Annotated in this window: 10 protein-coding genes; 2 read left to right on the forward strand and 8 right to left on the reverse strand. The window is 61.7% G+C overall.

From position 1 onward, the window contains the following. Positions 1–92 precede the first annotated feature (92 nt). The gene (locus BMX75_RS01010) at positions 93–980 is read left to right on the forward strand and encodes a DMT family transporter (RefSeq protein WP_092824472.1); all 888 of its coding nucleotides are present in this window, start codon (positions 93–95) and stop codon (positions 978–980) included. Positions 981–1,053: 73 nt separating this feature from the next. Here BMX75_RS01010 and etfB read toward each other — a convergent pair whose 3' ends face one another. The 8 genes from etfB to hmuQ all read right to left on the reverse strand — a co-directional run bounded on the left by etfB (position 1,054) and on the right by hmuQ (position 11,068). Continuing rightward, the gene (gene etfB, locus BMX75_RS01015) at positions 1,054–1,863 is read right to left on the reverse strand and encodes an electron transfer flavoprotein subunit beta (protein WP_092824474.1); all 810 of its coding nucleotides are present in this window, start codon (positions 1,861–1,863) and stop codon (positions 1,054–1,056) included. Further along, on the reverse strand, positions 1,853–3,130 hold the full coding sequence (etfA, locus tag BMX75_RS01020) for an electron transfer flavoprotein subunit alpha (RefSeq protein WP_092824477.1): 1,278 nt from the start codon (positions 3,128–3,130) through the stop codon (positions 1,853–1,855). The genes etfB and etfA overlap by 11 nt, the downstream gene beginning before the upstream one ends. Next, positions 3,127–5,142, reverse strand: coding sequence for a (Fe-S)-binding protein (locus tag BMX75_RS01025; protein ID WP_092824479.1), 2,016 nt, complete (start codon positions 5,140–5,142; stop codon positions 3,127–3,129). The genes etfA and BMX75_RS01025 overlap by 4 nt, the downstream gene beginning before the upstream one ends. A 109-nt stretch (positions 5,143–5,251) precedes the next feature. Continuing rightward, positions 5,252–7,336: a dimethylglycine demethylation protein DgcA gene (dgcA, locus tag BMX75_RS01030; RefSeq protein ID WP_092824481.1), complete on the reverse strand. Its 2,085-nt coding sequence runs from the start codon at positions 7,334–7,336 to the stop codon at positions 5,252–5,254. A 24-nt stretch (positions 7,337–7,360) separates the two neighbouring features. Then, on the reverse strand, positions 7,361–7,906 hold the full coding sequence (locus BMX75_RS01035) for a DUF5943 domain-containing protein (RefSeq protein WP_092824483.1): 546 nt from the start codon (positions 7,904–7,906) through the stop codon (positions 7,361–7,363). Between the two features lie 180 nt (positions 7,907–8,086). Further along, positions 8,087–9,064, reverse strand: a complete 978-nt coding sequence (locus BMX75_RS01040) for a dipeptidase (RefSeq protein ID WP_092824485.1) — start codon at positions 9,062–9,064, stop codon at positions 8,087–8,089. 265 nt (positions 9,065–9,329) lie between these two features. Next, on the reverse strand, positions 9,330–10,472 hold the full coding sequence (gene gbdR, locus BMX75_RS01045) for a choline metabolism transcriptional regulator GbdR (RefSeq protein ID WP_092824487.1): 1,143 nt from the start codon (positions 10,470–10,472) through the stop codon (positions 9,330–9,332). Between the two features lie 293 nt (positions 10,473–10,765). Next, positions 10,766–11,068 carry a heme-degrading protein HmuQ gene (gene hmuQ / locus BMX75_RS01050; RefSeq protein WP_066314808.1) on the reverse strand — a complete coding sequence of 101 codons (303 nt, stop codon included), beginning with the start codon at positions 11,066–11,068 and terminating at the stop codon, positions 10,766–10,768. A 137-nt stretch (positions 11,069–11,205) separates the two neighbouring features. Here hmuQ and BMX75_RS01055 point away from each other — a divergent pair, with 137 nt between their 5' ends. Beyond that, positions 11,206–12,786 carry a cryptochrome/deoxyribodipyrimidine photo-lyase family protein gene (locus tag BMX75_RS01055; protein WP_092824489.1) on the forward strand — a complete coding sequence of 527 codons (1,581 nt, stop codon included), beginning with the start codon at positions 11,206–11,208 and terminating at the stop codon, positions 12,784–12,786. The last annotated feature ends 7 nt before the right edge of the window (positions 12,787–12,793 follow it).

Consider the following 12,793-nt stretch of genomic DNA (forward strand, 5'->3'; position numbering starts at 1 on the left):
GCGAGCCAATGACCTTTGGCCCGCCTGAATGCCCCAACCGCCCACCTGACCGGTGGGCGGTCCTCTTTGTATTCACGGCCGGGAGTCCGACAATGCCGACTAGTCATTACCAGCGTGGTCTCGTCATGGTGGTGCTGGGCGTGGTGTTTCTCAGCTTCGACGGTTTGCTGATACGCCTGGCACACACCGACGGCTGGACCATCGTGTTCTGGCGCGGGTTATTGATGTGCTGCGTGCTGGGGCTTGTGTGCTGGGCAGGCAAGCGGCTGGCGATGCTGAGCCGTCACCCGGTTTCCTCACTGGCCTCCGCCCTGTTGCTGGGGCTGATATCCAGCCTGTTTGTGCTGGCGGTCATGAACGCCAAGGTGGCCAACGTGGTGGTGATCCTGAGTACCGCACCGCTGTTTGCCGCGCTGTTCTCGCGGATTTTTCTGGGCGAAAGCGTCGCGCTGCGAACCCTGGTGGCCATTGCCGTCTGCATGCTGGGCATGAGCCTGGTCTTCATGGGCGACGGGGCCATGGGAATGCTGGCAGGTAACCTTTACGCCCTGGCGGCAGCAGCGGCCATTGGCGGTAACCTGACGCTGCTGCGCCGCTATCCAGCGATTGACACCATGACGGTGATCGCTGGCGGCGGTCTGCTTTCGGCGGCCATTGCCCTGCCCATGGCGTCGCCGCTGACCCTGGACGCCGAGCGCTATGGCGTACTGGCGTTGATGGGGCTGATACAGATGCCCCTGGCCACGGTGCTGATCAACAGCGCCACCCGCTACCTGCCATCGACGGAGGTGGCACTGTTCTACCTGGTCGAAACCGCACTGGGCACGCTGTGGGTGTGGTGGCTATTGGGCGAGACGCCTGGCGCCTCGACGCTCATGGGAGGGGCGGTCGTGATCACGATACTGGTGCTGCACGCCTGGCGCGGCTTGCACCTGGAAAGGCAGCGCCTTGAGCTTTATCCGGAACTGGTTGGTAAATAGCCAGTAACGCCATTAAAAAGCCCGCCGCGAGGCGAGCTTAAATGGCGATTGGATACAGTGTGATCAAGGCACCTCAGCGCAGCACACCTTCTTCCTTGAGTAGCGTAAAAATCGCCTCGGCGCCCTGTTCGGGTGTCACATCGTTCAACAGTTGTCCGCCGCCGCTGTCGGCCTTGGCCGCCGCTGCCTTGAAACGGTCACGCGCCGAGGCTGACTTGACGATTTTTAGCCGTTTGGGCCGCTTGCGTGCGGGCTGCACACGCCACTGGGTTTGCAGTTCATCGGTCACGCTGGCACAGGCACAATCCGCCAACTCACCGCGTCGTGCCGGGCCGAAGGCGCTCTGGCGCGCGGCCGGGGCACTGCTATCCACCGTAGCGATGGCCGGTAAGCGTACCTTCAGGCGGCGGCGTTTGCCCCGTGGCAGGGCCTGCAGCACCGTGGCGACCCCCTGCTCGATGCTTTCGATTTCCGCCAGGCCACTGACCACCGTCCAGCCGAGTGTTTCGGCCAGCAGATAGGGCACCAGGCCCGAGCCCTCTCCGGTCTCGGCGCGCGTCCCCGTCAGCACCAGCTGCGGCGCGGCGAAGCGCAGTATGTTGGCCAAGGCCGGAACGACATCCGCGTCCGGGTCCTGATTAATGCGTTTGACCCTGCTAATGCCCATCCCCAGATAGCCACGCATGGCGTCCCCGCAGGCTTCACCACCATCGCCTGCATGCATGAGCTGAACGCTCGCGTCACCCAGGGACAGTGCCATTTCCACCGCGCGGGCATCATGGTCGGCACGCCGCGCCCGCCCGGTCAGCGGATGACGCCCCACCGACACCAGAACAGCAACGCTGAGCTCAGCGTCATTCAATGTATTGACGTTATGCGGCATCGCGATTCTCCTGCTGCTGTTCTCGATAACGCTCGACACGTGCGACCAGCGCGGCGAGGATGTCGCCGGCGTCGCCGATGACGGCGAGATCGGCGCGCTTGACCATATCGCACCGCTCGTCCAGGTTAATGGCAACGACCTTCTCGCAGGTCTGAATACCCTGGAGGTGCTGTATGGCCCCCGAAATGCCCACCGCCACATAGACGCGCGCGGACACCCAGGTGCCCGATGCGCCCACCTGTCGATCGCGGGCCATGAATCCATCGTCCACGGCGACGCGCGATGCTCCCTTGGCCGCACCGAGCACCTGGGCGGCGTGGTGGTAGCCCTCCCAATCCTTGACACCATTCCCGGCCGACAGAATGAACTCCGCCTCTGCCAGTGACACGCTGGCGGGATCGACGGGGACTTCGCCCATGTCCTCGATGCGCCCCAGCACGTCGGGCAGCGGCTGGTTCAGCTCGACCGGCTGGGCGGCATGGCGGGTCTCGCTGACCGGCTCGGCGCACTCCGCCAGCGCCAGCACGACGCGTGGCAGGTGGCGGGTAATATCGCTCGTTCCCGCGGCACCGCGTGCCGTACAACGCCACCCGGTGGCGCTATGTTCATCCGCCTCGACATGCCAGACCTGGGTCGCTGGACGCTCGCCCAGCCGCACGGCCAGGCGCCGCCCCTGCTCGCCGCCACCGAGCTGGGAGTCGGGCACCAGCCAGAAGCGGGGTGCCATCTCCCGTTCTACGGCGCTCAAGGCCGCCAGCCGCGCCTCCGGGGCAAAGCCTGTGTAGACCTCGTCATCCAGGTGCACCACGCGATCAATACCGGCGTCGCCCAGTGCCGCTGCTTTATGCTCGCCAAACACAATCGCCACCACGGCGCCGGGATGCTCGCCATCGGCATCCGCCATTTGCCGGGCCAGCCCCAGCAGGTCCTTATCGTGACCTGACAGTCGCCCGCCGGTCATATCAGGCACCACGGCCACCAGGAAGGCGGGATCTTCAATGGTTACTGTTCGGCGGCTGTCTTGAGGCGCCGCTGTTGTCGCAGCGGCCTGCCCGCCTTGCTGAAGGCCGCTACGGTCAATACGCTTGATGCCATTGGGGCCGATAAAACCCACTGCACGGGGGTTCTTGCGCACCACACCGTTGGGCCCCGGCCACTCGCTGAGCGCTGCGTTGCCCATCTCGAGAAGCACACTGGCATGCTCGGGATGCAGACGGTTGCGGGCGATCCACTCACGACGCGGATCGCGGCGAATAGTCTCACTCATACGATCACCTCTTCAGCTGTCGGCGTTGCAGCGGGCTGGCGGGACGCGCCGGACGCCTCACCGGCGGGGCGCTCCACCAGGGCATCGGCCACGAGTTCAGCGATATCGCGCACCTCGGCGCTGGTATCCACCACGCCCTCAAGCATCGCCGTGCACTGGGGGCAGCCCACCGCGACCAGCTCGGCGCCGCTTTCCTTGACGTCATTCATGCGCATGTCGGGAATCCGCTGCTTGCCGGGAATATCGGTAATGGGCGCGCCGCCACCGCCGCCGCAGCAGCGCGAGCGGGAACCGGAACGTTCCATCTCCTTGAGCTCGATGCCCAGCGCCTTGAGCACGTTGCGGGGCGCCTCAAACTCGCCGTTATAGCGCCCCAGGTAACAGGGGTCGTGATAGGTGACGCTGCCGCCCTTCCAGGGGGAGAAGGTCAGCCGACCCGCGTCATACAATTCAGCAATGAAGGTGCTGTGATGGCGTACCTCATAGACGCCCCCCAGCTCGCCATACTCGTTGCCCAACACATGAAAGCTGTGGGGGTCGCAGGTGACGATCTGCTGGAAGCGGTACTTGGAAAGGGTGGCAATATTGCGCTTTGCCAGGGACTGGAACGTTGCTTCGTCGCCCAGACGCCGTGCCACGTCACCGCTGTCACGCTCTTCGTCCCCCAGGACCGCGAAATCCACCTCGGCGGCGCGCAGCACCTTGACCAGTGCGCGCAGGGTGCGCTGATTACGCATGTCGAAGCTGCCGTCACCCAGCCACAACAGCACATCGACCTGTTGGAGGTCTGCCATGCGAGGGAGGTTGAGATCCGCCGCCCAGTTGAGCCGTGAGCCGGGATCAAAACCGCCGAGGTTGTCGGTGGCGATCAGATTGTCGAGCACCTCGGCGCCCTTGTTGGGGGTCTTGCCTCGCTCTAACGTCAGGTGGCGGCGCATATCGACAATCGCATCCACGTGCTCGATCATCATCGGGCACTCTTCGACACAGGCGCGGCAGGTCGTACACGACCATAGCGTCTCGGCGTCCACCAGCGATGCCCCCTCCGGCAATGCAGCAGGGGCCACGATCGGCCCATGGGGGGTACCGTGGTGCTCACCCACCGGCTTGCCGGGGTAAGGCGTGCCAGCATAATTGGCATCACTGCCACCGGCCATGCCGACGACCATGTCCTGGATCAGTTTCTTGGGGTTGAGCGGCTGACCGGCGGCAAGGGCCGGACATGCCGCCTCGCAGCGGCCGCACTGTACACAGGCATCGAAGCCCAGCAGCTGGTTCCAGGTGAAATCGGCGGGCTTTTCCACGCCCAGGGGCGCCGTCTCGTCCTCCAGGTTCAGCGCCTTGAGGCCCGTTGAACGGCCGCCGCCCCCTTTCTTGGTCGAAAAGCGCTCCGGCCGACGGTGGAAAGCCAGATGCAGGGCGCCTGCAAAGGCGTGCTTCATGGGCCCGCCCCAGGTCATGCCGAAGAACATTTCGCCCAGGCCCCAGGCCACTAAGCCAACCAGCACCACCACGAGGAACCAACTGGTGCTTCCTTCAAGCAAGCCTTCGGGTAGCAGGCCCACCGTGGGCAAGGTGATCAGGAAGACACTAACCGAAAACGCCATCAGGCTCTTGGGTAGGCGCATCCAGGGGCCTTTGGAGAGGCGCGCCGGAGGATTGATACGCCGCCGCGCCACAAAGAGGCTGCCGACGAACATGGAGGCACTGGCAAGCAGCAGTAACCCACCCAGTAGCGGGCTGGCGATGCCCAGGCCATGCACCAGGATCATCAGCACGGCGGCGGCCACGAAGCCACCGGCGGTGGCCACGTGGGTATTGGAGATCATTTTGTCGCGGGCAACGACATGGTGCAGGTCCACCAGGTAACGTCGCGGCAACGCCGCCAGCCCCTTGAACAGGTTGACGGGTGCTGGCCGCCCCTGACGCCACAGGCGTATACGCCGCAAGGCACCGATCACCGCCAGGGCCAGGGCAGTAAAAATCAGTATCGGAAGTATTGTATTTAGCATCACAGCTCACCTAACGGGCGAGCTGGAAGCTGGAAGCCGGAAGCCGGAAGAAAAGGGCAAAGAGCTGCGATTCACTTCCAGCTTCCAGCTTCTGGCTTCCAACTGGTGGTTAAAAATCCTTGCAGATCCGCAGGGCGTCGTAGATCGCGGCGTGCGTATTACGCGGCGCCGTACAGTCGCCCAGACGGAACAGCAGGAAGCCATCGCTATTGGCACCGCCCTCTTCCATCAGGCAGGGCTGCGCCTGGGCGGCGTAGAGCGCCTCAAGGTCTACCTGGCCTTTGTTGCGGGACTGCTCCTTGAGGTCATAATAAAGCGCCTCATCGGGACGCACGCCGTTCTCCACAACCACCTGATCGACCACGCGCTCCTCCAGGGCACCGGTGTACTCATTCTCGAGCACTGCCACCAGGCCGTCACCTTCACGGTAGACCTTATGCAGCATCAGGTCGGAGGACATGATCACCTCCTTCTCGTAGAGGCTGCGGTAGTAGGTGGGGAAGGTGGTACCGCCCACCGCCGCGCCGGGCTTGATATCGTCGGTGACGATCTCCACCTTGGCGCCCTTTTCGGCAAGGAAATCCGCCGCCGAGACACCGGAAAATTCGCAGATGGCGTCATAGATCAGCACGTTATTGCCGGGGGCCACCTTCCCGGAGAGTACATCCCAGGTGCTGACCACCAGGCTTTCCCCGGTATCCTCAGAGTAGCCCCACTCCGGGTGCTGACTGAGGAAGGGCTGGCCGCCCGTCGCCAGCACCACGATATCCGGACGCAGGTCGAGCAGCGTCGCCTCGTCGGCGCGGGTGCCCAGGCGCAGGTCGACGTCAAGCCGCGCCAACTCCAACTGAAACCAGCGGGTGATACCGGCGATCTGGTCGCGTTGCGGGGCCTGGGCGGCAATGGTGATCTGTCCACCCAGCGCTTCAGCCGCCTCGAACAGGGTGACATCGTGGCCGCGCTCGGCGGCCACGCGGGCGGCCTCCATGCCACCGGGGCCACCGCCGACCACCACGACCTTGCGCTTGGCGCCCTCGGTCTTCTCGATGATATGCGGCAGGCCCATGTATTCCCGGGATGTCGCCGCGTTCTGGATACACAGCACGTCCAGGCCCTGGTACTGGCGGTCGATGCAGTAGTTGGCGCCCACGCACTGCTTGATCTGGTCCACCTGGCCCATCTTGATCTTGGCAATCAGGTGCGGGTCGGCAATATGCGCCCGGGTCATGCCCACCAGGTCCACATAGCCCCCTTCGAGAATACGCTGGGCCTGGTTGGGGTCCTTGATGTTCTGGGCGTGGATCACCGGCACGCTGACCACTTCCTTGATCCCTGCCGCCAGGTGCAGGAAAGGCTCCGGCGGGTAGGACATGTTGGGGATCACGTTGGCCAGGGTGTTGTGGGTGTCGCAGCCGGAGCCGATCACGCCAAAGAAATCCACCTGGCCGGTGGCATCGTAGTAGGCGGCGATCTGCCTCATGTCGTCGTGGGAGAGGCCGTCCGGGTGAAACTCGTCACCGCAGATACGCATGCCGACGCAGAAGTCATCCCCCACCTCGGCACGCACCGCCTTCAGCACCTCCAGGCCGAACTTCATGCGCCCCTCGAAGCTGCCGCCCCACTCGTCCTCGCGCTTGTTGACCCGCGGGCTCCAGAACTGGTCGATCAGATGCTGGTGCACGGCAGAAAGCTCGACGCCGTCGAGCCCGCCTTCCTTCGCCCGGCGAGCCGCCTGAGCGAAGTCGCCGATGATGCGCCAGATTTCTTCCTCTTCGATGGTCTTGCAGGTGGAGCGGTGCACCGGTTCGCGGATCCCTGAGGGCGATAGCAGGGTCGGCCAGTCGAAGCCGTCCCAGCGCGAGCGGCGCCCCATGTGGGTGATCTGGATCATGATCTTGCCGCCATGCTTGTGCACGGCTCTAGACAGATTCTGAAAGTGCGGGATGATACGGTCGGTGGAAAGATTGACCGAGCTCCACCAGCCCTGGGGGCTGTCGATGGACACCACCGAGGAGCCGCCGCAGATGGATAGACCGCAGCCACCCTTGGCCTTTTCCTCGTAGTACCTGACGTAGCGCTCAGTGGTCATGCCCCCGTCGGTGGCGTGTACCTCGGCGTGGGCGGTGCTGACCACGCGATTGCGAATGGTCAGCTTGCCGATCTCGATCGGCTCGAAAATTGCGTCAAATGCCATGATTTTCTCTCCTCATTCCCGCGGTTAGCGGGTGGCGTCGTTCAGCGGCCCAACGTTGAAGACACCCACATCACAACCAGGCTCAGCGGCACTCTGTGTCTGCTCAGCGACGGTACGCAGGTCGCTGCCACGCGCGGCAAGAATCTGGTCCATGGCCCCGGCAAACCAGCCGGTGAACATGTACTCTTCTTTTTTTCCGGTCTTGCCAAGCTGGTAAACAAAGGCACTGTGCTCCAGGCGCACTCTTGCCGTACCGGCATCGAGGTCGATGTGTTCGGTAATGAAGAGCCCCCAGCCGCGCTGGGAGAGGCGCGTCATGTAATGTTCGAAGACGGCCACGCCCTCGATCCCATGGCATTCGGCTTCTTTCTCGCACCAGTGCCAGGCACTCTTGTAACCGGCGTGGTAGAGGATCTCTGCGTACTTCTCGGCACCCAGCGCTTCTTCTACCGCGACATGGTTGTTGATAAAGAAGTGTCGCGGCACATACAGCATCGGCAGTGCGTCGCTCGTCCAGACGCCGGTCTCGCTATCCACTTCGATAGGCAGTGCGGGGGCCATTTTGGTCACGGTTGTATTCCTCAAAATCTTTGTTATGTCAGGTTATCGACGGGGCTACCCCGGGAGCATGCCTACGAGGAGGCGCTGTGAATCCTTCCTTGGACGCTACCGACGCCATCCCTGGCGTCGAACCTCCTCTACGGCATACTCCCGGCGCCCCTCACTTCGGAGGCAGTCACCTGTGCTTGGTTAGGCGCCCCAAACGTCCTTAAGCACGCGCACCCAGTTCTCGCCCATGATCTTGCGCACCTGGGACTCGCTCATGCCGCGCTTCAGGAGCGCCTCGGTCAGATTGGGGAACTCCCCGATGGTGCGAATCCCCTCAGGGTTGATGATCGTGCCAAAGTCCGTCAGGCGGCGGGCATAGCCCTTGTCATGGGTCAACCACTCGAAGAATTCATGGTCATGCCCCTGGGTGAAGTCGGTGCCGATACCAATGGCATCCTCCCCCACGATGTTCATGATGTACTCGATGGCCTCGCAGTAATCGTCGATGGTGGAATCGACGCCCTTCTTGAGAAACGGAGTAAACATGGTGACGCCGACGAAGCCGCCGTGGTCGGCAATGAACTTCAGCTCTTGATCGGATTTGTTGCGCGGATGCTCCTTGAGCCCGGAGGGCAGGCAGTGGGAGTAGCAGACCGGCTTCTTGGACTCGAGGATGACTTCCTCGGACGTCTTGGCACCGACGTGGGAGAGGTCGCACATGATGCCGACGCGGTTCATCTCAGCGACGATCTCACGGCCAAAGCCGGAAAGACCGCCATCGCGCTCGTAGCAGCCGGTCCCCACCAGGTTCTGGGTGTTGTAGCACATCTGCACGATGCCTACGCCGAGCTGTTTGAAGATCTCGACATAACCGATCTGGTCCTCGAAGGCGTGGGCATTCTGAAAGCCGTAAATGATGCCCGTCTTGCCCTCTTCCTTGGCCCGGGTGATATCCGCCGTGGTACGCACCGGGCGCACCAGGTCGCTGCATTCGGCCATCAGCTGGTTGGACCTGACGATATTATCGACGGTCGCCTGAAAGCCTTCCCATACCGAAACCGTACAGTTGGCAGCGGTCAGACCGCCGCGCCGCATATCTTCAAGCAGCTCGCGGTTCCATTTGGCGATGATCAGACCATCGATGACGATAGCGTCATCGTGCAATTCTGTAGGGGACATGGCTAAGCTCCGACATTGATGAATGTAGCGAGCATAGCGCTGACATCGGGGTGGGCTGCTCTTGGAAACGACAGCGGAAATTCCAAAAGCGTCATGGTGTCGCAAACACACCCCTACATTGGCGCCCCTTCAAGACATTTATCGCAACGTCATGCCGGGCAAGGTCACGCGGGGCAGAATCATGCTGGAAGTAAACATCGCGGCCATAAAAAAACGTGCTGCCCGACACCGGGCAGCACGTTTTAAGGGGGTGACGCAGTGGCTATCAGCTCACCAGCAGTACGCTGGCAAAAGTCGGTTCTCCCTGTGCGTTGGCAAGCGCCTGCTGAGCGCACGAGGAAGGCTCTAGCGCATTCGATTCGCTCCCCCACTGTCTGATTAACGGTGGCGACTTGCTCCCATCGCTTTTGCGCTCAAACCCGCCCAGGCGTTCGTTTCTCGGCGGCACACCGAAATACTCGCGGTAGCACTTGGAAAAATGGGGGGTCGAAACGAAACCGCACACAGAGGCAATCTCGATGATCGACAACGGGGTCTGCTTGAGTAATTGCCGGGCACGCACCAACCGCAGTTTCAAGTAATACTTGGACGGCGAGCACAGCAGGTAGCGTTGGAACAATCGCTCTAGCTGGCGGCGCGATACATTGACGTACCTTGCCAGTTCATCGAGCTCGATCGGTTCTTCAAGGTTGGACTCCATCAGCGCCACAATCTCAAGCAGCTTGGGCTGGGTCGTGCCCAACACGTGTTTCAGAGGAACACGCTGCTGATCCTGTTCGTTACGCACGCGCTCGCAGATAAACATTTCGGAGATACCCGCCGACAGCTCGCGCCCATGGTCATGACCAATCAGGTTAAGCATCATATCGAGTGGTGCGGTGCCCCCCGAAGACGTGAAACGATCACGGTCAATCGTGAATAGGTTGGCGTTCAGAATAACGTTGGGAAACGCCTCCTGCATGGACGCCAAACACTCCCAGTGGATACTGGTTTCATAGTGATCAAGCAGCCCCGCCTGGCCAAGCGCCCAGCTGCCTGTGCACACCGAGCCTAGACGCCTCAATTGGCGCGACTGGGACTGAAGCCAGCGCACGTGCTCGCGGGTGACACTGCGATGAGGACCTACGCCGCCGCAAACGACCACCCACTCGAGCGATAACGGGGAATGCATGGAGGCATCAGGCGTTACCTGCAAACCATCGCTGGCACGCACGGGCAAGCCGTCCTGGGTCAGGGTATACCAGCGGTACAGCTCGCGCCCGGCCAGTTGATTGGCCATCCGCAACGGCTCTATGGCAGAGGCCAGGGAAATCAATGTGAAGTTATCCAACAGTAGAAAGCCCAGCGTTTGCGGTTCGCCCGAACGATTTGGTGTTGCTGTCTGGTCATTTGCTTGATGAGAGTCCATCTTTCCTACCTCGGTCACCTGTCAGTTATCAAGTTTTCTTATTGGTATAGGCGTCGCTGGCGTTGTTCGGCTTCCCGTTGCTGAGTCACATTGTCACTCACGCATGGGTACTGCTCTATTAGTCGTATATTGGCACGAATCGTTTAAAACACGACAAATTTTATCTCGCAAATCTGGCAGCGAGTCGCAAATAAAACGCTCGATGTCGCTTTCAAACCGCTTGCTGTGATGGCTCGTCAGAAGGGTGGATAGGCATGGCCAAATGGCCATGCGATACCTGATTAATGAGCGCCTTACAGCACCACCTCATAACCTTCAAACTTGGGCGGGCCGAGATAAATGCCCTCGGGCGACTTGGCATTGGCATGAGCCTTGCGAAAGGCGTCTGAGCGAGTCCAGTCGCGGAAGGCCTCTTCCGATTCCCAAACGCTGTGGGAGATGAACACGGTGTGGTCTTCCTGGCTTTCGCCCTGCAGCATATGAAACTGCTTGAAGCCCGGCACGTCTTCCAGATGTGAATCACGGTTGCGCCACACCTCTAAAAAGTCCTCTTCGCGGCCTGGGGCAATACGAAAACGGTTCATGGCGATATACATGATGCCTCTCCTCTTGAACGGGTCCTGCTGGACGGATCCTGTTGAGTTGATTACGCAAACGGTGGCTTGATGGTAACGTCGTGGCCTAGCGGCGAATAGACTTAGTCGCGAAAAGCCCTCAACCGCCAAGGTAAGGTATGGCTAAGGCACCTGTTCAGGTTGTTTGGTTCAAACGCGATTTACGTATCCATGATCATGCGCCGCTCGCCACCGCCGCCGCGGCGGGCCCCGTGCTGCCTGTCTTCGCCATCGAACCCGAGCAGTGGCAAGCGCCGGATAGCGCCCTGCGCCACTGGCAGTTTGCCGCTGACTCGCTTATCGACCTTTCTAACGCACTGAAGACACTAAGCCTGCCGCTGTGCCTCTGGCAGGGCAATATGCTTGAACTGCTCGCTACGCTGAAAGCCCGCTATGGCGACCTGGTTCTTCATTCCCACCAGGAAACCGGCAATGACTGGAGCTTTGAGCGCGATAAAAGGGTCCATCGCTGGTGCCGTCAACACGGTATTGAGTGGCAGGAAGCACGCCAGCATGGCGTAGTGCGAGGCTTGAAGTCCAGATCGGAAAATCGCAACGCCTGGGAAAAGCAGTGGGAAGCGCTAATGACGGCACCTGCCTTCCCGGCCCCGCAAAACGCCCAAGTGGCCGAGGGGTGGCAAGCCTTCCACCACATTGACGTGGATCAGCTCCACGGCCTGACGCTTGGATTTGATAAAACACCCTGCCCCGAGCGTCAGCCAGGCGGCCGCCACGAAGGACGCGCGCTATGGCGCAGCTTTGTCACTCAACGCGGGCGGCGCTATCGCGGCTCGCTGTCCAAGCCCTTGCTTGCCTGGGCGTTTGGCTCGCGGCTTTCGCCCCATCTGGCCTGGGGCACGCTCTCCCTGCGCGAAGTGGTCCAGTCGCTGCGCCGCCAGCGGCAAAAGCATGCAGACGACACCGCCTGGACTCGCTCACTGCGCGCCTTTACCTCGCGGCTTTACTGGCACTGCCACTTTATGCAAAAGCTGGAAAGTGAGCCGAGCATCGAGTCGCAAACCCTCCACCCGGCGCTGCGCGGCCTCCGGGAACGCGACCCCGACCAGCCTAACCTGATTGCCTGGAAGAACGGCCAAACCGGCGTGCCGCTGGTGGATGCCTGCATGCGCAGCCTGATCGCCACCGGCTGGCTCAACTTTCGCATGCGCGCCATGCTGATCTCCCACGCCACCTTTGGCCTGGGGCTGCACTGGTATGAGCCTGCTCTTCATTTGGCACGGCTATTTACCGACTTCGAGCCGGGCATCCACTACCCCCAGGTGCAGATGCAGGCTGGCGCCACGGGCACCAATGCGCTGCGGGTCTACAATCCCATCAAGCAGGCAGAAGATAATGACCCCGACGGCGAGTTTGTCGCCCGCTGGGTGCCGGAGCTCACGGCCCTGCCGTTAGAGTGGCGCGCCAAGCCCTGGGCACTGCCGGAAAGCCTGCGTCGGCGGTTCGGTTTTCAGCCTGACGTCGACTACCCCGTCCCCAATGATTTCGAAGCCGAAGCACGCTACTGGAAGAAGATGCTGTATGACCTCAGGCGCACGCCCGAGGCAAGAGAAGACAGCCAAGCCATTGTGGATAAGCTGGCCAGTCAGAGGCGGCCTCCCGCTAGGCGCGCTAAAAAAGCAAAACCCGCCAATCGCCAGCAGCTTTCGCTGTTTGACGATGGCGGGCTCGATAACGCTTAGCCGCTGG

Origin of the sequence: Vreelandella subterranea, from assembly GCF_900111305.1 — a bacterium.
GTDB classification, from domain to species: Bacteria; Pseudomonadota; Gammaproteobacteria; order Pseudomonadales; family Halomonadaceae; genus Vreelandella; species Vreelandella subterranea.